Consider the following 25,667-nt stretch of genomic DNA (forward strand, 5'->3'; position numbering starts at 1 on the left):
AAATAGTAAAAGGCCGGGATTGCGCCCGGCCCTTTGCTTTACGCCCGCTTCATGCCTTTCGTTGAAGAAGATTATGGCATCAGGCCCCAAACCAGTGCACCGTGAAGGTGGTGCCCTCGCCCACGGTGCTGCTTACCTCCAGGTGCCCGCCGCGGCTAGCCACAATGCGCTGCACGAGGTACATGCCCACGCCGGCCCCGGCAATGTGCGGGTGCTGGCGGGCAAAGGGCTGGAACACCGGGGCCCGGTGGCTGGGCAGTTTCATGCCCAGGCCATTGTCCTGCACCGCGAGGAAGGGCTGGCCGGTTTCGGCAACGCCGCTGCGCACCTGGATGTGCGGCGGCCGCGCGGGGTCGGCAAACTTGAGGGCGTTGCTCAACAGGTTGTGCAGGATGGAGCGCAGGTTGGCCCGGCCGTAGGTGAGCATAGGCGCCGCCGCAAAATCCAAGTCGATGACGGCCCCGGATTCCTGCACTTGGGTGCGCAGACCCAGCAGCACCTCATCGGCCACGCTGCGCAGCTCCAGCGTTTCGGGGGTGGCCGAAAGGCCGCGCTGGTCCTCCACGGTAGCGGCCAGCTCCTGCAAGGTGGCATCGAGCTGGCCCAGCGCCTCGTCCAGCATGCCCACGATTTCGCCTTCCTGTGGGTCGTCGAAGGTGGCGGTGCGGCGCAGCTCGTCAAACAAGCCGCGCAGGTTGAGCAGGGGCTGCTTGAGGTCGTGCGAGGCCGTGTAGACGAAGGTATCGAGGTCGCGGTTGGTGCGGGCCAGCTCGTCGTACTGGGTTTGCAGCACCTCGCGCAGGCGGTGCTGGTCGTCCACGTCGGTGCAGGCCCCAAACCAGCGCGGGCCGCGTTCGTCGGCCAGCTGCCGCGCCCGGATGATGTGCCAGCGGTAGCGCCCATCGTGCCGCCGCATCCGGAACAGGCCCTCGTAGGGCTCGCCCGTGGCAATGCTGTGCACCCAGCGGCGGGCGGCCCCGGCCTGCTCGCTGGGGTCGAGCAGGTTTATCCAGCCGGTGGGGCCCAGTTCGGCCTTGGTCAGGCCCGAGTATTCGGCGGTGTATTCGTTGTAGTAATCAATGAAGCCCTCGGCCGTGGCCGTCCAGATAAGCTCCGGAATGCTGTCGGCCAGGAAGCGCAGCTCGGCCTCGCCGCGGCGCAGGGCTTCGGCCAGCTCGCGCTGGTCGTGGATTTCGGTGAGGGCCCCGTGCCAGAACACGGCCTGGTCGGGGCCGTGCAGCTCGGGCAGGGCGCGGCTCAGCAGCCAGCGGTACTGGCCGTCGTGGCGGCGCAGGCGGTACTCGTAGCTCCAGCCAATGCCGGCCGCCCGGGCCGAGTCGGACTGGTAGAGCACGCGCAGGCGGTCGTCGGGGTGAATGAGCAGGGGCCAGATGGCGTTCAAATCGGCCGTGGGCGGCTGCCCGGTGTAGTAGTACCACTGCGGGCTCACATATTCGTACTTGCCGGCAGCATCCACCGTGAAGGTGATTTGGGGCACCGTTTCGGTGAGCACCCGCAGGCGCGTGTCGAGGCGGCGGGTTTCGATGGACAAGTGGTGGGCCTTCTGCCGGGCTTCCTCCTGCACCGTCACGTCCACGGCAAACAGCAGCAGGCCGCTCACGGGCCCGTCGCCCTCGCGCACCGGTTCCAGGGCAATGTCGAAGTAGCGCGGCGTGGGCGGCTGGCCATCAGAAGCGGGCAGCGGAATGCCGTAAGCCTTGGCCACGTAGGGCCGGCCCGAGCGGAACACCTGTTGCATCACTTCCAGCAAATCGGCGGGAATGGTGCCGGGATGCTCGGCCACGGCCTGGCCTTCCTGCACGGACGCGCCCAGCACGTTTTGCATGGTTTCGTTCACGAAGCCAAAGCGCAACGCTTCGCCCTGCAGCGTGGCCACACCGGCCGGCATGTGCCGCAGAATATCTTGTAGCTGGTGCTCATGCATGGCTCAAAGCGAAAGAGAACAAGGAACGCGCCGCACCAGCAAAGATGCATCCGACAGCGGGGCGCCCATTTTCTGGCGTCCGCTACGCATCGGCGGGGACCGGGGCGACGTTGGCCCCGAACACGGCCAGCTTCACCAGGTCAACCAGCATGGCGTCGGCAATACTGAGCGAACTGGGCGGCGGCGGCAGGTGATGGGGCAGCAGAAAGCCCTGCAGGGCCTCGAAACCACTGGGCTCGATGGGGTGAAAAGCCATCGACCAGTCCTCAAAGCTGCGGGCACTGATGGGCTTGTCCACCAGCTTCACCACGTTGGAGTGCCGGCCGTCGCGCGAGATGACTTCGAACAGCGGTTCCAGCACCTCTTTTTCGCCTTCGATGAGCTGGGCGATGTTGCCGTGGCTGTAGAACAGCACGCCCGTGACGTTGCGCGCGGCGTTGTCGCGGCGGCACTGGTCGAGCAACACCTGCAAATCCTGGTCGGAGAGCGGGCGCACCGCCCGGCTCATGTACACGATATGAATCATACTAATAGACAGCCTTGAACGCGGCGGTGCCGTTGAGGCAAACAGAAACGAATAGTAAGAACTGCCCTACTACGCAGCAAGGTCAGATAAGATATGCGCTTTCTGAAAATCACCGGTTCAATAGCTTCCGACCGCCTTGCGGGTTGGTAAAAATACAGTCTCAGCCGGCTTTAGCCTCGCAGTGGCGACAAGGCTGCGCCGTTCATGCCACCAGCTCGCCAACAAACCTGCTGGCAGTGAAGCCATTTTGATGCGGTCGGCTGCAGGGCGGCACTCGTCGGGACTAGCGGGCAAACGGACGAATACGTTTTGGGCAGCAGCCAGGCTGCGGGATTTTTGGGCAATTCTTCCTTCTGATAAGCTCCCCAATCACATGGTCCGGCAACGTTTTCTGTGTTGTTTCCTGCGGCTGCGGCGGCCAAGCTTGTGGGCGTTGGTAGCCTGGCTGAGCGTAGCCGCCGCCAGCGCCCACCCCATGCCCAACTCGGTGGTGCTGCTCGACCTGCACCCCACCGGCGTGGGGGCCGAATTGCAGCTGCCGCTGGGCGAGTTGCAAGCCGCCTTCGGCCACGACGTGGCCCGGCACCCCGAAACCCTGGTGGCCCGCCTCGGCCCCGCGCTGCGCGAGTACCTCGCCCAGCACGTCCGCCCTATGAGCCCCGACGGCAACGCCTGGACCGTGGCCGTGCGCGACCTGAGCGTGCACGCCGCCGAGCAAACCAATACCGGCCCCTTCCAGCAGCTCACGGCCCACCTCTGGCTTACGCCGGCCGCCGGCGAAACGCCCCGCGCCTTCACGTTTTTTTACGATGTCATCGTGCACCAGGTCGTAACGCACGTTGCGTTGGTGTCCGTCCGCCGCGACTGGGAAACCGGCCGCGTGGGCGCGGACACGCCCAGCGAAGTCGGCATTATCCGGCTCGATGTGCGCGACAATTTCATTCCGCCGCTGGTCATCAACCAGGCTGCGGGCAGCTGGTGGGCGGGCTTTCGGGGCATGGTGGGCCTGGGCGTGCGCCACATTGCCGAAGGCACCGACCACCTGCTGTTTCTGCTGGTGCTGCTGTTGCCCGCGCCGCTGCTGCTCACCAAGGGCCGGCGCTGGGGCCGGTTTGGCGGGGTGCGCTACAGTCTGGTTCGGCTGCTACGCGTGGTGACGGCCTTCACGCTGGGGCACTCGCTCACGCTGCTGGCCGGGGCGCTGGGCTGGCTGCGGCTGCCGAGTCAGCCCGTCGAGATTCTGATTGCGGTGTCCATTCTCGTGTCGGCGGCGCACGCGCTGCGGCCGTTGTTTCCGGGGCGCGAGGCGTGGGTGGCGGCGGGTTTTGGGCTGGTGCATGGGCTGGCGTTTGCCAGCACGCTGGCCGAGCTGCACCTGCCGGCCGGCCCCATGGCCCTCAGCATTCTGGGCTTCAATTTGGGCATTGAATTGATGCAGCTGTTCGTCATCGCCCTCACCGTGCCGTGGCTGATTTTGCTGAGCCGCACGCCCAGCTACGCCGCTGTGCGCGTGGGCGGAGCCATTCTCGCCGCCGTGGCTGCCCTGGCCTGGATTGTGGAGCGCACTTCGGCTCAGGCCAACCCGCTGGCGGCGCTGGTGAGCCGCGTGGCGCACTGCGCGCCGTGGCTGCTGGCGGCATTGGCCGTGGCGGCTATTGGCAGCTACTGGCAGCAGCGCAAGACTTCCGTCAGCTTGTAGGGGCGGGGCTTGTCCCCGCCCGCCTTCGGAATCGTTGAATCGGCTCGCACACCCGGGCGGGTGCAAGCCCCGCCCCTACTTCTCATCGTCCACTTTTTACCTCGCCTTATCATGAACAAATTCCTACTGGCAGCGCCCCTGCTATTCGCCTCCCCGGCCCTGAACCGGGTCGCGGACTTCTTCGCGCCCTCAGCCCCGGCCGCGCCCACCGCCCTGCGGTTGCCTGCTGCCGCCAAAACCCTGAAAGGCACCAAAGGCACCGCCGCCACCGTCACCGACGTGGTGAACGCCGCCAACGCCTTCATTGCCACGCTCAGCACGGCCCAGCAGGCCACGCTGCTCCAGGCCTTCAACTCGACCACCGTCACCAAATGGTCGAATCTACCAGTGAACTCCACCAACCGCATCGGTCTGCGGCTTGATGCCCTCAACGCCACCCAGCAGGCCGCCGCGATGGCCGTGGTGCAGGCCGCCACCGGCACCGTGGCCGGCGATGGCTACAATGAGATTCAGCAAATCCGGGCGGCCGACGACAACCTGGCGGCCAACGGTGGCGGCTCGGCCTACGGCAGCGGCGTATACCTCATCGCCTTCCTGGGCACGCCCAGCACCACCGGCACCTGGATGCTGCAATTCGGCGGCCACCACCTGGCCACCAACATCACCTATGGCAATGGCACCGTCACCGGGGCTTCACCCAAGTTTGAGGGCGTGGAGCCCCTCACCTTCACCACGGCCAATGCCAACGTGCTGCCCACCGGCACGGTGTGCGCGCCGCTTTCCAACGAAGGCTCGGCCATGCTGGCCATGCTCAACAGCCTCACCACCGCTCAGAAAACCACGGCCAAGCTCAGCACCACGTTCAGCGACGTGGTGCTGGGGCCGAACGGCAACGGCCAGTTTCCGGCCACCAAAGTGGGGCTGGCCGTGAGCACCCTCACCACCGCCCAGCAGCAACTGGTGGTGGAAGCCATGCGCCCCTGGGTGCAGGATTCCGACGATGCCACCGCCGCCAGCCTCATGGCCATCTACACCAACCAGCTGGCCGGCACCTACATCGCCTACTCCGGCACCGGCAACTTCACCGCACAAGGCGACTACGTGCGCATCGACGGCCCCAACGTCTGGATTGAGTTTGTGTGCCAGGGTGGCATCGTGTACCAGAGCCAGATTCATTACCACACCGTGTGGCGCGACCATGCCCGCGACTACGGCGGAAACTTCTACACGACAGTAACGGGCACGAAATCGGCCACGGCGGCCCAGCAGTTTTCGGTGTACCCCAACCCCGTGGGCACCGGCCAGGCCCTGCAAGTGCAGCTCGCCAACCCTGCCACCGCCGCCACCTACACCCTGCGCAACGCCCTGGGCCAAGCCGTCCTCACCGATACCTTCCGGGGCAGCGGCGTGGCCGTACCCATCGCCAGCATGGCCGCTGGCCTTTACCTGCTCAGCGTGCAGGCCGATGGCAACGCCGCCGCTACGCAGCGCGTGACGGTGGAGTAGCAGTCGATTTTCTGTGATTGAAACGGCCCGTCTGGAAATTCCAGACGGGCCGTTTTTGTGGGATGTAGCTGCTCCTGCTGGCCGGCGCTGAGGTTATCTAGCTCCTCAAGCAGTACCCGTATTTGCAGCAACGAGAGCTCGGTGCAGGTGGATAGTTGAGTATTTACTTATTGCCACTTGATTGAATTAATCATCTGCCGAAACATGGCTCGGGTATTCTTGTCAGTAGTTCCAGGATGGCTCACAGCCATGCCCATCAGACTAATCATCTTATTCTCTTTTTTATAAAACGCACAGGTTATTGCTAAGTCCAATCGTAATTCCAGATTACGGCAAGTCGATTCTACTATTGCCAAATTTCCGTTATGAAGTAGCGTATCATGAGATGCAAGCAGTTGCATCTGATTTGGCACACTGAAATTTTTCACCATTTCCGTGGCCGCTTTATCGACGTGCTTAATTCCTTCACGTTCATCAATCATCACCACAAGCGTCTCGCGCACGGTATCCCGAGAAGCCGTATTTAGGAAAAGAAACCGTTTGTACTTACGCGTCGGCACTGAATCCAAATTGGTATAATCGGTCGATTTCCAGACTTCAGGAATCGTAATTGAAACGGTACCTAAGTCGTATGTTTTAGTTTGATTAATTACTGCTTCCTCTTGTGGATGTTCAGGCGCACAACCAACGAGCAGGGCCATTACTAAAGCGTAACTCGTCCGGAATAATGGCGACATGTCGTGAAATTATTTTGACTGAAATGAAACTTGATTCCACCGGTTTCCAAAAGCCAAAATAACGGTTAAATAAGCTAGGCCAACCTTACCCCACCAGTATCTCCCGATATGAAAAAGCTTCTCCTGTTTCTGTTGCTCCTGCCGGCCCTGCTGCCCGCGCAAACCCCGGTGGCGTCGGACAAGGCCCTCAACATCTTTACCCTGGGCGACAGCAACGGTACGTTTCCGCACAGCTGGCCCAAGCAGCTGGAGTTGGCCCTGCCCCGCGCGCAGGTCTTCAATATCAGCAAATCAGGCCGCACCATCGGGTTCGTGAACAACGGCGACAGCACCTTGAATTCGCTGCTGGTCATCGACGAAAACCTGCGCAAAGCCGCCGAGTTCACCAAGGACCAGCCGTTCGATTTCGTGGTGCTGGAACTGGGCACCAACGACAGCAAAGCCGTTTTTGCCGACCGCCAAAAAGAAGTCCCGGCGAACCTGGAAACCCTCCTCCACAAAATCAAAACCTGCCCCTACCCCGCCATCCGCCAGGCCCGCATTATCATCATCTCCCCGCCGCCCTACGGCACGAAAGCCGAAGCCCTGCCCAAGTACCAGGGCGGCAACGAGCGGGTCCGCGCCATGAGCACCGCCTTCCAAAAGGTGGCAAAACGCACCCACTCCCTCTTCGTGAACGGCTACCAAACGCCGGGCCTCGACATCAACACCATGACCGCCGACGGACTGCATTTGGATGCTGCTGGTTCCCGGCTATTGATAGCGCCTGTGCTGGCCATTATGGCGCGCTAATCAGGGTATTGAACGAGGTAGAGACGCATACTTGCGTCTCGTCGTTGAACGAAATTGGTAAGTCTTACCCAACGGCTGCCGTCCAACGACGAGACGCAAGTATGCGTCTCTACATCAAGATTCCTCCCGCTGGCGCGCGTTCATCTTTTCACTTCACGGCCACGTCCCACACTTTGGCCATGCGGGCTTTGCCGGCCGGGCCGTCCACGTCCAGCACTACGAGGTACTTGCCAGCGTCTTTATAGCGGTGCACGGGGCTGGGCTCGGTGGAGGTGGTTCCATCGCCGAAGTCCCAGTGCCAGCGCTTGATGGGGCCACGGCTTTCGTCGAGGAAGGTTACCTGACGGTGGGCCATGTCGGTGACGCGGAAGGACCATTGCGCCGCTAGTTTCGGCAGGTATTGCTCGGCCAGCGGCAGCAGCGTGAAGACGGTACCCAGGCTGGAATTGCCGTACATCTTGTGGTTCTTCGACAGGTTCCAGAAGCCTTTTTTGCTTTCGTCGGCCACGTCGTCGTAGTCAATCACGGCCCAGGTGAGGCCAATTTTCTTGCCCTCCGTCAGCACCGATTCCACGGCGCGGGCCGGGCCCTCGGCCCCGGCGTAGTCGAAGGGCGTAATCCAGAACTCGGCCGTGAGCTTGCCGGGTTGGCCGGGTTTGAAATCGTAGCTGTAGGCGATGTTCGAGTAGGGCAGGTTTTTAATCCAGGGCTGCGCACCCCAAGCCAGGCACCAGTCTTTACCCTCGGCAGGCATGAAAATGTGGTAGTTCTGCGCGTGCACGCCGTGGAAGGCGAAGTAGCGCTCCATCAGCGGCAGTTCCTGGTTGGGGTGCTGCTCGGCAATGAGCGGACCGCCGGAAAGGTCGCCGTCCACCACAATTTCAAAGGTGTCGTTGTGCAGGCCCGGCAGGCTGAAATCCCAGTAGTTGTCGTAGGCTTCGTAGAGAAAATAGAGCCGGTTCAGGCCCGCTACCCAGGCCACGCGCACCTTCACGTCGAGGTTGGTGGAATCGGCTTTGGGGTAGTGGCCGGAGTCGTCGCGCAGCTGGTCGGTGCCCACAATATACTCCTTCGGAAACGTGGCCCAGTCGTCGGCCTTGCCGTCGATGCGCGGAATCATGTTGGCCGGAAACTGGTAGACTTTGAAGCCCCGGTCTTCCTGCGCGTGGGCGGCGGGGCCGAGGGCACAAAGCAGCAGGGCCGGCAAATAGAACGGTTTCATAAGGGGACGCGGGCCGATGGAGAGACGCAAGCACCAGGTTTTTCGCCCCACAACCCTCCTGCACTCTGCTGCGCAACATCCCTGTAGGCGGCATTTTTGGCCGATTGTAGGAACGGGGCCTAACCGGTGCGCGTGGCGCGGGCAGGGTGGCAGGGGTATAGCGACGCAATAGTTGGGGCGGGTCTAGCTCAGCGTTAATCCCTCCGCCGTAAATCGCCGGTAAATCCCCGCCAGAATCTCGCTTTTGGTGAGCTGCTCCTGCCGGATGTTGGTAATCCAAAACAGCACTTTCAACTCGTACACCTGGCCGTTGATGCTGCTGAGCAGGATTTCGGGCGGCAGGTTGTGCATGGTGTAGGGGCTGGTTTTGATTTCTTCCTGGATGAGCTCGCGGGCCTTCTGGAGGTTGGTCTGGAGGTCGTCGGTGCCGGAAGTCATCTTCAGCGAGAGGTCCGTGCGGATGTGGTCGTTGGTGCGCGTCCAGTTGATGACGTGGTTGGAGAGCAGGTCGCCGTTGGGCACAATGATTTCGGAGCCCGTGACGGAGGTGAGCTTGCTGGACCGGATGCCGATGTCCTGCACCCGGCCCGATTTGCCGGCCACTTCGATGAAATCGCCGACGTGAAACGGCCGCTCGAAAATCAGGATAATGCCCGACACGAGGTTATTCACAATGCTCTGCAAGCCCAGGCCGATGCCCACGCTGAGCGCCCCGAATACGATGGCGATTTTGCTCAGGGGCAAGCCCGTGGCGGCCGTGGCCAGCGCAAAGCCCACCAGCACCAGCAGCAGCCGCAGCGCCACCAGCCACGAGCCGCGCTTGCGGGCCTCGGAATCATCGTCGCCCACCTCGCCGAAGAAGTAGCCGATGTACCGTTGCAGCAGCGCCGAAATGTAGAGAATGAGGAAGAACAGCCCGATGTTGCCAAACGTGAAAACGGTGCTGCCGATGGTGTGCGGGGCCGTCAGAAAATGCTCGAACAGGCCGTAGATGAGGTTGTACAGGTTCAGGTTGGAGGTGAATACCACCAGCCACAGCGCGCCCGCCAGCACCGTGAGCAGGCGCATGAGCTGGGGCTCGATTTTGTCGTAGTCGAAGGCCGCCGTGCCACCCTCGCTGCCCCGGCTGCACAGGATTTGGAGGTGGAAGGCCTCAGTGAACGCCTCGATGAATACGGCCAGCCCAATGCCCTGCGTGAGCCCGAAAATGGCCGCCGTGCTGAACATTTTGGCCAAGCTCAACTTGCCCACCGCGTTGCAGATGATGGCCAGGCCATTGAGCCCGATGAACAGCCAGGTGATGGGTAGCAAAAACCGCATCTGGGCCAGCGTGTCGCGTAGCCGCCACAGCAGCAGCGCGCCCACACCCACCGCCAGCGCATTGAGCCCCAGCAGTCCCCAGCGCGCGCCCAGGCCGGTAGCAGCGTTGGCATTCGTCACCGACAGCCACACGAAAAATGCCACCAGCCCCAGCCAGTACAAAAACAGCCGACGCGGCCAGCTCCGGGCAAACACGGCCGTGAGGGCCACCAGCAGCAACAGCTGCAGCACCGCTAGGTACACGGGCGGCGGGTGCAGCTCCAGGGCCGGCGCCAGGCTGAACATCACTACCAGCGTGGCCGCAATGGGCCCGGGCCGCAGGTAGCGGAAGGGCTCGGTGAGCACCAATTCCTGTTTTTTGGCCCGGCGGTAGTTGAAGGACACCCAGCCATAGAACACCAGCCCGATGAGGGCCATGTAGGCCCAGTTGTCCCAATTGTTAGCGAAGTAGAAGTTGATGATTTCGCGGCGGTACTGGCCGGCTTTGCGGGCTTTGGGGTCGGCGGGCAGCTTGGGCGTGGCCTGCGCTTCCCAAAGTGGCGGGTAGTTGAGCTTGGCGGTGGTGCGGCCGTAGCGGCGCAGCTGGTCGCCCACCTCGTCCTGCAATTCCATGCCCTGGATGTAGCTGGCGGCCACCTGCGTTTGCAGCTGCTTCACTTTCAGAAACCGCTTGGCCAGCAAACCGCCGATGCGCTGCTGCCGCGCCAGCAGGGCCGAATCGGAGCGTTCCAGGGCCAGGGTGGTGGCATCGGGGTGGGCGGCGCGCGGGGGCGGCGGGGCAATGGTTTTGAGCCGGGCCTGCATGGCGGCCAGCTGCGTGTGGGCTTCGGCCAGGCTGGTGCGCCAGTCGGCCAGCTCGTCCTGCAGCGTCACCAGCATGAGCTGGCACATTTGCAATTGCTTGATGTCGACCACCTCGCCCTTCTGCTTGAGGGTGTACTGAATGGCTTTCAGATTCTCCACCACATCGGGCAGCTCTTCGGCCAGGCCCCGGGTATCAAACACCTTGCGCACCTGCCCCGAAATGCTGCTGAGCGTGGTGTAGCCCACTTCGAGGCGGTAGGAATCGTCGCGGGCCACGGTGGTGTCCACGGCCATGCTGTCTTCTTTCACGACGGTGCTTTGGGCGTGGGCGGGGGCCAGCGCCAACAGCAAAAAAAGGGTGCTGAACCAGGCTGTTTTCAACGGCTTTGTGCGGGTCGGCAAGGGATTTGGAACGGGCATACTGGAGCTTTAGACGGGAAAAGTACGCGCCACAGGGTAGGGTTTATTCGGACAAAAGATGTGGCCCGAGGTTATGCCGCTGAATGGGGCCATTGCATCGACGGGAACCGTAGTGTGGACTCTGTGAGTCCGCGCGGCGTCAGAACGTGCGCTCGGGCGCGGACTCGCAGAGTCCACGCTACATCTTTGCAACGCTCTTTCGCTAACCCCGTCTGTCTTTGCTATGAATAAACCACTCCTAACACTCCTGCTGCTCGCCGGACTCGCCGACACGGCCGCCGCGCAAACGCAGCCGCTTTACATGCCGCGCGACATCAAAGCGGCATTCAACAAAGGAACCCGCAGCCCCGACGGCCGCCCCGGCCCCAGGTACTGGCAAAACCGCGCCCGCTACGACATTACCGTGCAGGCCGCCCCGCCGGCCCGCGACATCCGCGGCCGCGAAACCATCACCTACACCAACAACAGCCCCGACACGCTGAAACAGGTGGTGCTGCGCATCATCCAGAATATTCACAAGCCCGGCGCCTCCCGCGACGGCGACGCCTCGGCCGATTACCTCACCTCCGGGGTGGTCATCGACACTTTCCGGGTGGCCGGCCAGCTCAAGGCCATGCCCCAAAACCTGGGCACCGCGCCGGGCGTGCGCCTGCCCCGCCCCCTGGCCCCGCACGATTCGGTGAAGTTTGCCGTGGCCTGGCACTTTCCTATTTCGGTGGAAAGCGGCCGCGAGGGCATGATTGACCCCACCACTTTTTTCCTGGCCTACTTCTACCCCCGCGTGGCCGTGTACGACGATTACAACGGCTGGGACCGCCTACCCTTCGTCGACAGCAAAGAGTTCTACAACGATTTCAACGACTACACCCTGCGCGTGCAGGCTCCGGCCAACTACATCGTGTGGGCCACCGGCACCCTGCAAAACCCTGACCAGGTGCTCCAGAAGCCAGCTGCCAAGCGCCTCAAGCAGTCGATGACCAGCGACGCAGTGCTGCACATTGCCACCGCCGCAGATTTGGCCAAAAAGAGCATCACCGCCCAGCAGCCCACGAACACCTGGGTGTGGGCCGCGAAGGAGATTTCCGACGTGACTTTTGGCCTGAGCGACCATTACGTATGGGACGCCGCCAGCGTGATTGTGGATGCCAAAGCCAAACGCCGCACCAGCGTGCAGGCCGCCTACGCCGACTCGACGGTGGATTTTCGGCAGTCGGTGAAGAATGCGCAGTACGCACTGGGCTGGTTCTCGAACCCCAATAACTGGCCCGGCGTGGCCTACCCCTTCCCCAAAATGACGGCGTTCCAGGGCTTTGCCGACATGGAATACCCAATGATGGTGAACGACAGCCCGCAGAAGGACCCCAAGTTTGCGCAGTTTGTGCAGGACCACGAAATCGCGCACACCTATTTCCCCTTCTACATGGGCATCAACGAAAGCCGTTACGCCTACATGGACGAGGGCTGGGCCACCACGTTCGAGCTGCTCATCGGCCGCACCGAAAACGGTGTGGAGGCCGCCGACAAGCTCTACAAAATGTTCCGCGTGAACCGCTGGATTAACGACCGCGCCACCGCCGAGGACCTGCCCATCATCACGCCCAGCAGCGAGCTGCGCGCCGGCTACGGCAACAACGCCTACGGCAAGCCCTCCCTCAGCTACCTGGCCCTGAAAGACATGCTCGGCGATGCCCTCTTCAAGAAAAGCCTGCACGAATACATGGACCGCTGGCACGGCAAGCACCCCATTCCGTGGGATTATTTCAACTCGATGAGTAGCGCCAGCGGCCAGGATTTGAACTGGTTTTTCAACAACTGGTTCTTCACCAACAACTACATCGACCTGGCCGTGACGGCCAGCGGCAGCACCGTCACCGTGCAAAACATCGGCGGCTTTGCCGTGCCCTTCGACATGAACGTGGAGTACACCGACGGCACCAAAGCCACGTTGCACCAGTCGCCCGCCGTGTGGCAGGCCAACCAGAAGCAAGCCACCATCACCGTGCCCAAAGCCGTGAAATCGGTGAAGCTGGACGGCGGCATCTTCATGGATGCCAACGAAAAGGACAACTCGTTTGGGGGGTAGGGCTTCGTCCCACTAGCGCCTTCTGTCATCCTGAGCGCAGCGAAGGACCTTATCACGACTGAACAAGCAGCATCATTATTTAATGCAAGTCGTTCAGTCGTGATAAGGTCCTTCGCTGCGCTCAGGATGACAGACGCCCCCAACTATTAGCTCAACTCACCCTTCCCGCCGCAGCTTCTTTAGCTCCTGGCGCACCTCTTTCACGCGCTCATCGAAGCCGTCGGGGTCGTAGCTCACGCTTTCCACGTCGAGGTCGTCGAGCAGGTCCATCATGGCGTTGGAGTGGTCGGTGCGGGTGCCGGCGGGCATGCTCACGAAGGTCATTTCCGACCACAGCAGGGCCAGCAGGCGCTGGCCGTCCTCGCTGCGCATCTGCATTTCGAGCACCAGGTTGGAATTATCGAAGTGAATGAGCTGGCTCAGGATGCGGACCCGCACGCCCTGCCGCGCCGGCTTGAGGTAGCTGATGTGGTGCTTGGTGATGACCCAGCCGGCCTTCTGCTCGCGGGCTATTTCGCCCATGTTCAACTGGTAATGCTCAGTGGTGTGGTCTTCGCGGGCGTTGAGGAAGTAATCGAGGTAGCGGGCGTTGTTGAGGTGGCCCAGCATGTCGCAGTCCTGGAAGTGGACGCAGTACGTGGTTTCGGGCGTTTGGAGGAGCTTGGGCATGGGGTGTAGGGTGTCTTGGGAGTGCAAAGGTCGCCGTCAGAACGTCATGCTGAGCGCAGTCGAAGCATGACGTTCTTTTTTGCTACCCCCACACCCTTTCACCTCAAAAACTACTCGGCACGCCTAACACTTAGCGGAAAAACCCTTACCTTTTACCATCCAAAATTCCCGCCGCATGTTTTCGCTTACGCCCGCCCGCTCCGCTGTCCTCTTAGCCCTGGCCGACACCTTCATCCCCGCCCTACCCGATGGCAGCCCCGCCGGCTCCACTGGTCTGAATCTGGACAAGTTGCAGGAAGCCATCCGCGAACAGCCGGAGGGCGCGCAGAACGAGTTCGGCCAGCTGCTCGACCTCATGGAGAAGCCGCTGCTGGGCCTTACCTGGTTTGGCCCCCTGAAACCTTTCCGCAAGCTGGAACCGGCCCAGCGCGAGCAGCTGCTGCAAAGCTGGGCCGCCAGCAACGTGCCGCAGTTGCGCAAGGGCTTCAACGCATTGCGCAAGCTGTGCACGCTGCTGTACTACGGCGGCAGCATGGCCGAAGTACCGGCCGCATGGGGTCGCCTCGGCTACCCCGGCCCCGATGAAAAACCGGTGGATTCGCCCAAGCCCATCCGCACCCTACACCCCACCGAAAGCACCACGTATGAGTGCGACGTGCTGGTAATCGGCAGCGGGGCAGGCGGTGGTGTGATGGCTGGCGAGCTGGCCGAAGCCGGCTTTGATGTGCTGGTCATCGAAAAAGGCCCCTATTGCCACGGCTGCGACTTCACGCAGCGCGAAGTAGACATGCTGGGCACGCTCTACGACGCCAAAGGCACCCTCTCAACCCAAGACGGCAGCATCGGCATTCTGGCCGGCTCCTGCCTGGGCGGGGGCACCACCGTAAACTGGGCCGGCGCTTTCCGCACCCCCGACTACGTGCTGCAGGAATGGGCCCGCGAGCACAACGCGCCTCATTTCACCACGCTGGAGTTCAAGGAAAGCCTCAACGCCGTGGCCCGCACCATTGGCGTGAACACCAACTACACGCGCCACAACGGCCAGAACCAGGCCCTCTGGGACGGCTCGACCAAGCTGGGCCAGGAAGTGAAACTGATTCCGCGCAACGAAAAGGGCCTGACTGACTCAGATAGCCACTTCCGCAGCCTCGGCTACACCACGCTGGGCGACGCCCACGGCATCAAGCAAGGCACGCTAAACACGTATTTGCTTACTGCTTTCGAGCACGGGGCCCGCATTCTGGCCGACACCAAAGTCGACCGCGTGACCATCAGCCAGGGCCGCGCCACCGGTGCAGCCGCCGTGCACACCACCGCCGACGGCCGTCAAGTACAAATCACGGTGAAGGCCAAACGCGTGGTAGTGGCCGGCGGGGCCATTCAAACACCCGCGCTGCTGCTGCGCTCCGGCCTGAAGCACCCGCACTTGGGCCGCCACCTGCACCTGCACCCCACGGTGGTGGTGGGCGCGCGCTACCCGCAGGCCATGAATTCCTGGCACGGCCCCAGCATGAGCGTGGTGAACGACACCTACACCCAGCTGCACGGTACCAATTTCGGCGCGAAGCTCGAAACGCCCCCCACCCACCCCGGCCTGCTGAGCATGGTGCTGCCCTGGCTATCCGGCAAGCAGCATCACGAGCTGCTGCGCGATGCCGACCACCTCGGCTCGTTCATTGTGCTCACCCGCGACCGCGACGGCGGCCGGGTCAGCATCGACAAAAACGGCGCGCCGCTGATTGACTACACGCTGTCGGATTTCGACCGCGCCAACCTGCTGGAAGGCGTGCGTGCCGCCGCCCAAATCCACGTCGCGGCCGGGGCCTCAACAGTGTACCTGCCTCACGGCACCCTGCCCACGCTGCACGCTAAAGATGGCGTTTTGCAGAACCCCGAAGTGCTCGACAAGCTGCCCCACCTGAGTTGGAAGCCCAACCAGTTCGGCCTCTACAGCGCCCACCAGATGAGCACCTGCCGCATGGGCGGCGACGCCGCCACGCACCCCCTCAGGCTCAACGGCGAAACCGTGGAGGTGCAAAACCTCTTCGTGGCCGATGCCTCGGCGTTCCCCGCGTGCAGCGGCGTGAACCCCATGCTCACCATCATGGCACTGGCGCACTTCACAGCCCAGGGCCTGAAAGCCGGCCGTGCCGTGGAATCCCAAGCTGCGGCCCTGGCCTGACGCCCCGCGCCGGAAGCTACCTTTGGGGTCGATTTCAGGCACTTCATGGGGAAGATTGACAATACAAAACGGCGGATTGCAACCGGCCTGTTTTTCGGGATTTTATTACTGCTCGGCCCGCTGCTGGTGCGCGACTACGGCATGGGCTGGGACGAGCGCGCCGACCGCATGGTGGGCTACATGAGCCTGCGCTACGTGGCTCAGCTGCTGGCCCCGCAGGTGCTGGCCGCCGGCCATTTCGCTGGCATCCACGAGCTGGCCACCCACGGCGACGCCGACCACGGTCCAATATTCCAGATGCTGCTGGCGGGGCTGGAAATCGTCTTTTTCCGCCACGACCCGCGCGGAGCCGGCTGGATGCGGCACCTGCTCACCTTCGGCGTATTCGTGGCCGGCGTGTGGGCGGTGTACCGGCTGGGGCGGGCGCGGTTTGCCAGCTGGCGCTGGGGGCTGGTGGGCGCGGCGCTGCTGGTGCTCTCGCCACGCATCTTCGCCGAGGCGTTTTACAACTACAAGGACATTGTGTTCCTGAGCCTGTTTGCGCTGGCCGTGCTCACACTCACGCGCTTGCTGCACCGGCCCACGGTGCGCGGCGCGCTGCTCCACGCGCTGGTCTGCGCCCTGGCCACCGATGTGCGCACCATGGGCATTCTGCTGCCGGGCCTCACCGTGGCTTTCGGGGCGCTGGAGATGTGGGCACGGCCGGCGCGGCGGGAGGCACTGCTGCGGGCCGGGACGTGGTACCTGGGGGCGCTGGCGCCGCTAGTGGTGCTGTTCTGGCCGTTTTTGTGGGAAGCGCCGGTGTCCCGGTTCTGGGCGTGTTTCGGCAGTTTCCGGCGCTACCGGCAGACGATGAAGGTGTTTTACCTGCGCGAACTGATATCCTGCCAGCGGCTGCCGTGGCACTACCTGTCTGTGTGGCTGCTGGTAACCACGCCGGTGGCCTACACGGCGCTGGCCGTGGGTGGGGCCTGGGCGGTGCTGCGCGGGCTGTTGGCCCGCCCCACCGCCTGGTTGCGCCATACCACCAACCGGCAGGACCTGCTGTTCGGAGCTTGGCTGCTGGGGCCATTGGTGGTGATAGTTGCCATTCAATCAGTAGTATATGATGGCTGGCGGCATGTTTATTTCATCTATCCGGCCTTTGTGTTACTGGCGCTGCGCGGGCTGCGAGCGGGGGTGCGCGCCTGGCAGGAAGTTCCGCCGGCTTCGGTGGGCCGGCGCGTGGGTTGGCTCACTGGCGGGCTGCTGGCTTTGGGGGTGATGCACACAGTCTTCCGGCAGGTGCACGACCACCCGTACCAGTACGGCTACTTCAGCTTCCTGCCCGGACGGGTAGCGCAACGCCTGTTCGAGCGCGACTACTGGGGCGTATCGGGCCGCGACGGGCTGGCATGGGTGCTGGCCCACGACTCCAGCGCCACCGTGGCCGTCAGCGACACGCTGCCCCAGAAAATAGTCCTGCACAACAATTCGCTGCTACTCCCGGCCGCCCAGCGCGCCCGGCTGCGCTTCGTACCCCACGCGCAGGCCCAATACTTTCTGGGAATCTACCGCTGGCACCCCGGGCCGTATGAGCCGCAATTTGGTACGCCGGTGCATAATATCCAGGTTGACGGCATGACAATTCTAACCATGTTCCGGCGCTAAGGTGGACGCGGGTTAACTTTCTGTTCATGCGCATTTTACCGTATGTTTGAATAGATGAAACGCCGCCCGCCGCTGCCCTATCTGTGCCTGTTGCCATTGGTAGCAATACTATTGTTCGGCAACTGCAACGGCGGGGTTAACCGCTTCCTATACAATCTGGAACGCACCAACCACCTGGTCCGGCTCGACAGCCTGCTACGGGAGCGCCAGGTGTTGCGCCTGCAGGCCCGCAAGCTGCACGGCCAGCCGCGCCGCGACCAACTGCGCAGTATCGAGCGGCGCACCAATGAGCAGACTCAGCTGCTGTTGTCCTCTGAGTGGCAACGCCAAAAGCTCGCCCGCCGGCGGCCCAAGATAGAACGGCGTCTCCGCCAGGGTACCCCGCTCAAACGGCCCTGGTTTGTGCCACAATAGCTGTTTGGGTGTCCATCGCCGTATAAGGGTTTAGCCGGCCAAAACCGGCTTTTTCTTATGCTTACTTCTCCCCTCCGTTTGCCGCTGCTGCTGTCCGCCAGCCTGATTTTTGGCAGCTGCTCCATCTTCCATCACCGCGACAAGACTGCGCCCGTGGTCGAAACCGTGCGTACCGCCGACTCGCCCACGCCGCCCACCGCCGCCCGCGACCTCGCCGATGTGATGGCCACCGACCTCCAGCTCACGCCCGAGCAAACCGGCCGGGTGCGCAGCATCCTCAGCAATACCGTGACGCAGGCCAACGCCGCCAAGGAGAAATTCCCGCCCCAGTCGCCGCAGCTGCTGGCCGAACAAAAGCGCATCAACGCCGCCTCCCAGCGCGAGTTGCAGCAGACCCTCGGCCCCGTCAAATTCAAGCAATTCATCGCCAACCAGCGCAAAATGGCTGCCGAGATGCAGCAGCGCCAGAAGTAGGTGTTGCGACCTGGCGGCTACGCTTCCGGCGAGGCCAGCGGTAGCAGCGGGGCCACGTCGGTGTCGTCGTACGCGTCGGCCAACGGCAGGCGCAAGTTTAAATCCGGGATTTCCAGCACGTCTGCCGGGTCGCTGAGTACGGTGTAAATCCACTGCCCCAACTCGTCGCGCCGGAACCACTCCAGTACCCAGGCCGTCTGCGAGACCAAGATGTAATGGCGTAGCGACCCCATTTTCTTGTATTGGTTGAACTTCTGGCTGCGGTCGTACTCGGCTGTGGAGGGCGACAGCACTTCCACGATGAGCACGGGCTGGCGCACCAAATAAGGGTCGCGCCGGTCAGTGGGGTCGCAACTCACCATTACATCGGGATATGTATAGTGAAAGTTGTCTTGCACCGCTAGTCGCACATCTTCCATAAACACTTGGCAGCCTTTACCACGCAATGCTCCTCGCAGGCTGAGTGCGATATTTTGCGTGATTAAGTTGTGTGACTTAGTGCCACCTGCCATCGCAAACACCTCGCCATCAAAAAATTCATGCCGCAGTTCGCTCTTCTCTTCCAAAGCAAAATATTCGGCGGAAGTGTAATGACGTTGGATTTCTGGCTGGCCCATAGCTGGAATGGAAAATAAATAGCCCTCAAAGATAAAAACGGCAAACCGGCCTCGCTTCTGGTTGCGCTGGCCCCACTACAGATACTTCACCAGCAGCGCTACCAATTGCTTTACCCGCCCGGTATAGGGCGGGTACATGGCCTTGATGCCGGTGAAGCCCACGCGCTGCCGCATCACGCCCTTCTCGTTGCTAAACGCCAGGAAGCCAGCGTGGCCGTGGGCCTTGCCGAGGCCGGAATTGCCCACGCCGCCGGTGGGCAGTTCGGGGTGGGCGAAGTGCAGCACCGTCTCATTCACCCCCGCGCCGCCGGCCGAGACGTTTTCGAGCAGGTAGCGGCGGTTTTCGGCGCTGGTGCTGAACACGTACTGCGCCAGCGGCTTGAGGCGGGCGTTGATATATTCCGTGGTTTCGCGCAGGGTTTTGAAGGTGAGCACAGGCAGCAGCGGGCCGAAAATTTCTTCCTCCAGCACGCGGGCCGTGGCCGGCACGTTGGTCAGAATGGTGGGTTCGATGTAGTTCTGGGTTTCGTCCACAGTGCCGCCGGCGGCCACGGTCGCCCCTTTGGTCTGAGCATCTTCGAGCAGGCCGGCGAGGCGGGCAAAGTGCTGCGCGTTCACGATGCGGGCCAATGAATCGGACTGTTCGATGCCTGCCCCATCGGGATTATAGGCCCGCTGGATGGCGGCCGTGAGCTCGGTCAGCAGCGCGGGCTGCACGCTTTCCTGCACCAGCAGGTAGTCGGGGGCCACGCAGGTCTGGCCGTTGTTGAGAAACTTGCCCCACACGATTTTCTCGGCCGCGTCGCGCAGGTCGGCGGTTTCGTCCACCACGGCGGGATTTTTGCCGCCCAGCTCCAGCGTGAGGCCCGACAAATGCTCAGCGGCGGCGCGCATCACAATCTTGCCCACCGCCGGGCTGCCGGTGAAGAAAATATGGTCCCAAGGCAGCTTCAGCAGTTCGGTGGCCGTTTCCTTACCGCCTTCCAGCACCAGCACCTCATCGTGCCGAAATAGGTCTTCGCACAGCCGCCGCAACAGAGCGGAAGTGGCCGGCGTCTGTTCAGCGGGCTTGATGACCACGGCGTTACCGGCCGCGATGGCCGAAATCAGCGGCCCCACGGCCAGGTAAAACGGGTAGTTCCAGGGCGCGATGATGAGCACCACCCCCTTGGGCTCCACCTGCACCCAGGAGCGAGTGCCCAGCAGGGCCATGCTCACGCCCACTTTGCGCGGGGCCATCCACTTTTTGAGGTGGCTGCTGGTGTGCTTGAGCTCGACTAATGAGGTCCAGATTTCGGTCAAATCGGTTTCGGTGGCGGGCTTGCGGAAATCGGCATAAAGGGCCTGCTGAATCTCGGTGCGGTGCGCGTGCAGCCAGCTGCTGAGCTTTTGCAGCCGGGCCCGGCGGGCTACCACGCCCTCGCTGCGCAGGGCGGACGTACGCTGCCGCAACGCCTCAAACTGCGCTTGAAATTTGTTTATCAGGTTCATCGGCGCGGCGTGCTCTTCCGCAGCATCATTCACTAAAACAGCAGGTTGCATAGAAAGCGCAATTAGCTCTGCCGGCCTCCGCGGCCAGCTTTGCAGAAAGATACGCGGCTTGCACAACATTTCGGGTAGCTGTGCGTCTGCACGCTTGTCTTTGGCTTGTAGGTACATCCAACGTGAAGTAGGTGTTACCTTTGCAGCTTGCTATTTGGGCTCCGGCCCGCGTTTTTTCATCCTATACCACCCGCCCCGCCGGCGCTAAAACCGGCCCGGCCCGCTGATATTACTGGTACTTTTTTTCCGTGATTTCTCTTTATCCCCGTCGCATTTCGCGGCTGTTTGTTGCGCTTCTGGTTCCCTTGCTTGCTACTTCCACCGGCCTCACGCAGGCCCGGGAGCGGCATTTCACAAACCATGAATCGCTCATTGTCAACACTATGTCAGCCGACACGCTGGCCGTGGCAGCCCAAAAGCCCAAGCCGACCCGCCTGACGCCCCTGCCGATGGATTCGCTGCCGCACATCCACCCGCGCGACGCCAAAGGCCGCATCACCGACTACACCGTGGCCCCGGGCGTGACCTGGCACTACGACAAGCCCAAGCCTTTCGAATGGGCTTACCACATTCCACGCGATTTGGGCCAGTTTCCGGGCTTCGCCTTCCGCAAGGAGAACAAGGAAACGCTCATTGAGCTGGCAGCCGGCTCGGTGGTGCTGTGGGCGGCCGACCAGTACATCATCGACTGGAGCCAGGATGTAGGCAAGCAGTTGGGCCTGAAAGCGGCCAGCACCCAGCGCACGCTGGTGCATGTCCCTTTCCACATCGGCTCGGCCAACCTGCCCTTCGAGTTCAACGTGCCCGATAACCTCAACAGCACGTTTTACTTCCTTGGCGACGGCTGGACGCACCTCACGGTGGCCAGCAGCTTCTGGATTTACGGCGGCATCAAGAAGGACAACCGCGCCCTGCGCACGTCCAGCCAGCTCGGCGAGGCCATTTTCAGCACCGGCCTGGTGGTGCAAACCATGAAGCGCCTCACCGGCCGCCAAAGCCCTTACGTGGCCACCAAGGACCGCGGCGAGTGGCACCTGTTTCCGTCGTACAACACCTACCAGAACTTCGTCCCGAACTACGACGCCTTCCCCACCGGCCACCTGGCCACGGCCATGGCCACGGTCACGGTCATCGCCGAAAACTACCCCGAATACCACTTCATTCGGCCCGTGGGCTACGGCCTGATGGGCCTGCTGGGCTATTCGATGCTGAACAACGGCGTGCACTGGGCCTCCGACTACCCGGTGGGCATCGCGCTGGGCTACGCCTTCGCCAAAATTGCGGTGCGCAACGGCCGTACCCGCGTCGAGCAGCCCGAAGCCGCCGACCCGGCCGTGCACGGCACCGGCTTCCAGGTGCTGCCGCACCCCAAGCCGTGGTACCGCCGGGGCCTGTTTGCGCCCTACACCTACGGGCCGTTTACGGGAGCCAGCTGGTCGTTGCGGCTGTAGAACGAGCAAATATCGCCATTCATCTATTTATTTACCACAAAGCCTGACCGGTGGTTTAACTTGATTGTATCAATTGGGCCTTTCCCCAACAGTTAGCGTTACCACTATGGCTGTTTACTCCCCCTCGCTTGCCACCCCAACCCTCACCGAGAGCTGCACGCAGCTGGCCGAACAGCTCGACCTGCTAGCCCGCTATTGGGGAACGTATTCCGAGGCCGACCTGACCGAATACCCCGGGCCCGGCCGCTGGAGCCGCAAGGAAATACTGGGGCACCTCATCGATTCGGCCCTCAACAACTACCGCCGCATTGTGCTGGCGCAGTTGGGCCCGCCCCCGCACCGGCTGCGCCCCTACGACCAGGATGCCTGGGTGCGCATCGGCGACTACCAGCACCTGCCCAGCGCCGAGCTGCTCACCCTCTGGACCAGCCAGAACCGCCTCATTCTGCACGTGCTGAACCGCCTGCCCGCCGAACTGCTCGACCACGAGTACCTCACCGTCAACGGCAATCCCACCACCTTGCACTGGCTCATTGCCGACTACGTGCTGCACCTGGAGCACCACGTCCGGCAGATTATTCATTATTAATCAAAACACAAAAAAGCCCGCTCCTGAACTGGAGCGGGCTTTTTTGTAAACTGTCCTTCCAACGAAGGCGGAATCTGAGAGAAGCTCTTCAAATGGCTTTACCCCGATTTCTGCTGCGTCGGAATGACAAAAGTGCTTATTTGAACAAGCCTTTCTTTACGGTGCGGTTGCCGTTTTCGTCGATTTTAATCTTCGTGCCGTCGGCGCGCTTGATTTTCACCGAGCCGTCGTCGTCACGCTTGATTTTAGCGCCGTTTTCGTATTTCACTTTGTGGTCGCCGTCGTTTTCATTGTCCACTTTTTTCACGCCTGAACCCTGGCCCACGCTACCGCCGGTGCGGTGCACGGTGGTAGTCGTGGTGGTTACCGTGCCGGGAACCAGCGAGTAGGGACCTTCGCCGTAGTTGGCGCGGTTGGAGGAGTAGGTGTTGTAGTACGCCGGGTTGTTCAGGTCGGTGCGGATGGCGTTATCGGCCTCGTCGTTGGCCTGGCGGATGGCAGCGTAGCGGCCGGTGGTGTCGGTGGCGTACTGGGTTTGCAGCGCGTTGATTTTGCGGCCGCGGGTGTAGTAAGTGCGCTCGATGCGGCGCACCACGGTGGTGTCGGTCAGCTTGAGGTCTTCGGCTACGCGGGCGGCCATGCGGCGGGCGTCGTCGTAGGCGGCCATCGTGTCCACGGTGGTCGTGGTGGTTGTAGTCGTGGCTTCCGGCGTGGTCGTGGTGGTAGTTTCAACCTTTTTGTCCTGGGTGCAGGAAGCGGTGGTGAGCGCGGCGGCGGCCATCAGGCCGAGCAATTTGAAGTTCATGGAATGCAAAGATTAAGGAATTAAAAACGGCCATTTAACCATTTTTAGGGGCTGATACGGTGGCGCTTGTCGGGAAGTTGTGCCGGCCGGCGCGGCAGCCCGGTGCCAGGACCGAGCAAAATGCCCGTTTTGCGCTCCGTTTGGCACCCATGGGGCATCGGGTCGGCCCCGTTTCTGCACGGCGTACCTTTGTTGGGGCGCTTGTGCGCCGCGTTTCTTCTTTTTGATTTTTTGCCCATGCCTGCTGCCTCGTACACGCGCCTCAATAAGTTCATCAGCGAAAGCGGCCTGTGCTCGCGCCGCGAGGCCGACCGCTACATTGCCGAAGGCGCGGTGCTGCTCAACGGCAAGCCCGCCCAGATTGGCGACCAGGTGGGCCCGCGCGACCGCGTGACCGTGAACGGCCACAAGCTGGAACCCAAGCAGGCCGAAGACGCCGTGTACCTGGCCTTTAACAAGCCGGTGGGCATCACCAGCACCTCGGAACCGGGCGTGCGCGGCAACATCGTGGACTATGTGAACCACGCCGCCCGCGTATTTCCCATCGGGCGGCTCGATAAGGACTCGTCGGGCCTGATTTTCCTGACCAGTGACGGCGACATCGTGAACAAGATTCTGCGGGCCGGCAACCAGCACGAAAAGGAATACGTGGTGACCGTGGACCGCATCCTCACCGACCGCATGCTGGACGAAATGGCCCACGGCATCCCCATGCTGGGCGTAGTCACGAAGCGCTGCGTTATCGTGAAAGAAACGCCCTACATCTTCCGCATCACGCTGGTGCAAGGGCTGAATCGCCAGATTCGGCGCATGGTGGAGCATTTCGGTTATGAAGTGACCAAGCTGGAGCGCGTCCGCATCATGAACATCAGCCTCAAAGGCCTGCCCGTGGGCGACTGGCGCGAGCTGACCCCGGAAGAAGTGGCCGGCATCATGAAAATGGTGGCCCATTCGAGCGGCACCGAGGAAGCCTCCGGCGGCCGCAGCCGCGCCAAAACGACCAAAGTTGCGCCACAAGCCAAAGCCACGGGTGAAGGCCGCCCCGCCCCGCGCCCCCGCAAGCCCGGCCCGCCCACGATGTACAACCCCTCGGGCACCGGCTGGTGGGGCCCCCGCCCCGAAAAGCCCGGCGCATCCGGCACCAAGCCCGGCCTGGGCGGCACCAAGCGCCCGGCCAAAGCCGGCCCCGGCGGCGGCTCACGCCCCAAAAGCAGCGGCGCTGGCGGCCCTGCCCGTCCTAAAACCGGCAACCTGGGCACCCGCCCGGCCGCCAGTGGCAAAGGCAAATCCGGCGCGGGCCGCAAAGGCCCGGCCCGGCCGCGCTAGTCCGGCGGCGGAATTATCACTCCCCGGTTTGCCGTTAGCCTTCGGATGAAGCATTTTTTCCTGCTACTCTGCCTCTGGCTGCCCGGCGTGGCCGCGTGGGCCGGCCCCGCGCCGCTGCTTCCGCCGCTCGTCATTGCCGAGCAGTTTGTGGCACCCGCCGGGTGGCCCGCCATGAAAAGCTACCTCTGCTGTGAGGTGGCCGGCCAGGCCAAGCGCCAAACTCTGGGCCAGCAGATTCCGCCCCGCGTGCAGCGCGCCTGCCAGCTGGTGCGGCAGGATTCGGCCACGGCCGTGGTGGCCGTGGAGCTGCGCGACTCAGCCAGCCGCCGCGATTTCTACCTGCACTTTCGCCGCGAGGCCGAAGGCTGGAAACTAAGTGCCATCCGCAACCTGGCCATGACGCATCTGGGGCCGCCCATGGTGGCGCTGCTGGCCGCCATGCCGCCCGCCGAAGTGGCCGACTACAACCGCAAGCACCCCGACGCCAGCCACGCCTTCACCATCGGCAACCTGCGCCTCTGGACCAGCGCCGATGCCGACATTGCCGCCCACTTCTACCAGCACCGGGCTGCCTTTCAGGAAGTATTGAGCCGAGTTCAAAGCGGCCGGTTTTTCGACCCTGCTATTGGGGCCGACGAAGCCACCGACGAGCAGGCTGCCAACGCCGACCCGGCCGTGCACGCCCTGCTGCGGCAGCTTTACCTAGGCCGCGTCACGCGGCGTGCCACCGATTGCGGCAGCTGCTTGGAGTTCGTCATCGGCGGCAAAATCGACAGCACGGTGGGCCTGCTCTACCAGCCCGAGGCGGCGCTATTGCCCGCTATGCAGCCCGATGGCCTCATCGTGCTCCGGCCACTGGGCGATGGCTGGTATCTCTATAAAACGACGTAATTA

At 62.7% G+C, this 25,667-nt stretch carries 21 protein-coding genes; 12 read left to right on the forward strand and 9 right to left on the reverse strand.

The genetic code is table 11. The annotated features are described in order from the left end of the window. Positions 1–79: 79 nt before the first annotated feature. Positions 80–1,945 carry a sensor histidine kinase gene (locus tag ACYVM5_RS03415; protein ID WP_460616775.1) on the reverse strand — a complete coding sequence of 622 codons (1,866 nt, stop codon included), beginning with the start codon at positions 1,943–1,945 and terminating at the stop codon, positions 80–82. Positions 1,946–2,027: 82 nt separating this feature from the next. Continuing rightward, a complete protein-coding gene (locus ACYVM5_RS03420) occupies positions 2,028–2,471 on the reverse strand; it encodes a BLUF domain-containing protein (protein ID WP_460616776.1) in 444 nt (147 codons plus the stop codon). Between the two features lie 373 nt (positions 2,472–2,844). Here ACYVM5_RS03420 and ACYVM5_RS03425 point away from each other — a divergent pair, with 373 nt between their 5' ends. Together ACYVM5_RS03425 and ACYVM5_RS03430 are read left to right on the forward strand one after the other, a co-directional pair. Further along, positions 2,845–4,170 (forward strand): HupE/UreJ family protein, encoded by a 1,326-nt coding sequence (locus ACYVM5_RS03425; RefSeq protein ID WP_460616777.1) that lies wholly within the window; start codon positions 2,845–2,847, stop codon positions 4,168–4,170. A 111-nt stretch (positions 4,171–4,281) separates the two neighbouring features. Next, positions 4,282–5,676, forward strand: a complete 1,395-nt coding sequence (locus ACYVM5_RS03430) for a DUF3500 domain-containing protein (protein WP_460616778.1) — start codon at positions 4,282–4,284, stop codon at positions 5,674–5,676. Positions 5,677–5,843: 167 nt separating this feature from the next. On the opposite strand, the gene ACYVM5_RS03435 is transcribed toward ACYVM5_RS03430, so the two are convergent. Next, positions 5,844–6,377 carry a hypothetical protein gene (locus tag ACYVM5_RS03435; protein ID WP_460616779.1) on the reverse strand — a complete coding sequence of 178 codons (534 nt, stop codon included), beginning with the start codon at positions 6,375–6,377 and terminating at the stop codon, positions 5,844–5,846. Between the two features lie 144 nt (positions 6,378–6,521). Between ACYVM5_RS03435 and ACYVM5_RS03440 the strand changes: the two genes are divergently transcribed. Continuing rightward, entirely contained in the window at positions 6,522–7,205 is a 684-nt protein-coding gene (locus ACYVM5_RS03440) for an SGNH/GDSL hydrolase family protein (protein WP_460616780.1), read from the forward strand. A gap of 148 nt (positions 7,206–7,353) precedes the next feature. Here the strand turns inward: ACYVM5_RS03440 and ACYVM5_RS03445 are convergent, their stop codons facing one another. Both ACYVM5_RS03445 and ACYVM5_RS03450 read right to left on the reverse strand, forming a co-directional pair. Beyond that, entirely contained in the window at positions 7,354–8,427 is a 1,074-nt protein-coding gene (locus ACYVM5_RS03445; protein WP_460616781.1) for a PKD domain-containing protein, read from the reverse strand. A gap of 183 nt (positions 8,428–8,610) precedes the next feature. Further along, the gene (locus ACYVM5_RS03450; RefSeq protein ID WP_460616782.1) at positions 8,611–10,953 is read right to left on the reverse strand and encodes a mechanosensitive ion channel family protein; all 2,343 of its coding nucleotides are present in this window, start codon (positions 10,951–10,953) and stop codon (positions 8,611–8,613) included. Between the two features lie 241 nt (positions 10,954–11,194). On the opposite strand from ACYVM5_RS03450, the gene ACYVM5_RS03455 reads away from it, so the two are divergent. Further along, positions 11,195–13,054 (forward strand): M1 family metallopeptidase, encoded by a 1,860-nt coding sequence (locus tag ACYVM5_RS03455; protein WP_460616783.1) that lies wholly within the window; start codon positions 11,195–11,197, stop codon positions 13,052–13,054. Positions 13,055–13,210: 156 nt separating this feature from the next. On the opposite strand, the gene ACYVM5_RS03460 is transcribed toward ACYVM5_RS03455, so the two are convergent. Further along, positions 13,211–13,723, reverse strand: a complete 513-nt coding sequence (locus tag ACYVM5_RS03460) for an acyl-CoA thioesterase (protein ID WP_460616784.1) — start codon at positions 13,721–13,723, stop codon at positions 13,211–13,213. A gap of 175 nt (positions 13,724–13,898) precedes the next feature. On the opposite strand from ACYVM5_RS03460, the gene ACYVM5_RS03465 reads away from it, so the two are divergent. The 4 genes from ACYVM5_RS03465 to ACYVM5_RS03480 are packed head-to-tail and all read left to right on the forward strand — an operon-like array spanning position 13,899 to position 18,443. Then, positions 13,899–15,905 (forward strand): FAD-dependent oxidoreductase, encoded by a 2,007-nt coding sequence (locus tag ACYVM5_RS03465; protein ID WP_460616785.1) that lies wholly within the window; start codon positions 13,899–13,901, stop codon positions 15,903–15,905. A 45-nt stretch (positions 15,906–15,950) separates the two neighbouring features. Then, positions 15,951–17,555, forward strand: coding sequence for a hypothetical protein (locus tag ACYVM5_RS03470; RefSeq protein WP_460616786.1), 1,605 nt, complete (start codon positions 15,951–15,953; stop codon positions 17,553–17,555). 54 nt (positions 17,556–17,609) lie between these two features. Beyond that, positions 17,610–17,969: a hypothetical protein gene (locus ACYVM5_RS03475; protein ID WP_460616787.1), complete on the forward strand. Its 360-nt coding sequence runs from the start codon at positions 17,610–17,612 to the stop codon at positions 17,967–17,969. 57 nt (positions 17,970–18,026) lie between these two features. Further along, on the forward strand, positions 18,027–18,443 hold the full coding sequence (locus tag ACYVM5_RS03480) for a hypothetical protein (RefSeq protein ID WP_460616788.1): 417 nt from the start codon (positions 18,027–18,029) through the stop codon (positions 18,441–18,443). Positions 18,444–18,460: 17 nt separating this feature from the next. On the opposite strand, the gene ACYVM5_RS03485 is transcribed toward ACYVM5_RS03480, so the two are convergent. After that, positions 18,461–19,060, reverse strand: a complete 600-nt coding sequence (locus tag ACYVM5_RS03485; protein WP_460616789.1) for a Uma2 family endonuclease — start codon at positions 19,058–19,060, stop codon at positions 18,461–18,463. Positions 19,061–19,135: 75 nt separating this feature from the next. Then, entirely contained in the window at positions 19,136–20,602 is a 1,467-nt protein-coding gene (locus tag ACYVM5_RS03490) for an aldehyde dehydrogenase family protein (protein WP_460616790.1), read from the reverse strand. Between the two features lie 383 nt (positions 20,603–20,985). Between ACYVM5_RS03490 and ACYVM5_RS03495 the strand changes: the two genes are divergently transcribed. Together ACYVM5_RS03495 and ACYVM5_RS03500 are read left to right on the forward strand one after the other, a co-directional pair. Beyond that, entirely contained in the window at positions 20,986–22,053 is a 1,068-nt protein-coding gene (locus ACYVM5_RS03495) for a phosphatase PAP2 family protein (RefSeq protein ID WP_460616791.1), read from the forward strand. A gap of 106 nt (positions 22,054–22,159) precedes the next feature. Beyond that, positions 22,160–22,642, forward strand: coding sequence for a DinB family protein (locus tag ACYVM5_RS03500; protein ID WP_460616792.1), 483 nt, complete (start codon positions 22,160–22,162; stop codon positions 22,640–22,642). 136 nt (positions 22,643–22,778) lie between these two features. Here ACYVM5_RS03500 and ACYVM5_RS03505 read toward each other — a convergent pair whose 3' ends face one another. Beyond that, entirely contained in the window at positions 22,779–23,447 is a 669-nt protein-coding gene (locus tag ACYVM5_RS03505; protein ID WP_460616793.1) for a hypothetical protein, read from the reverse strand. A 237-nt stretch (positions 23,448–23,684) separates the two neighbouring features. Between ACYVM5_RS03505 and rluF the strand changes: the two genes are divergently transcribed. Beyond that, entirely contained in the window at positions 23,685–24,773 is a 1,089-nt protein-coding gene (gene rluF / locus ACYVM5_RS03510) for a pseudouridine synthase (protein WP_460616794.1), read from the forward strand. Positions 24,774–24,818: 45 nt separating this feature from the next. Continuing rightward, positions 24,819–25,664: a hypothetical protein gene (locus ACYVM5_RS03515; protein ID WP_460616795.1), complete on the forward strand. Its 846-nt coding sequence runs from the start codon at positions 24,819–24,821 to the stop codon at positions 25,662–25,664. Positions 25,665–25,667: the final 3 nt, after the last annotated feature.

The sequence above is a fragment of the Hymenobacter ruber genome (assembly GCF_054783255.1).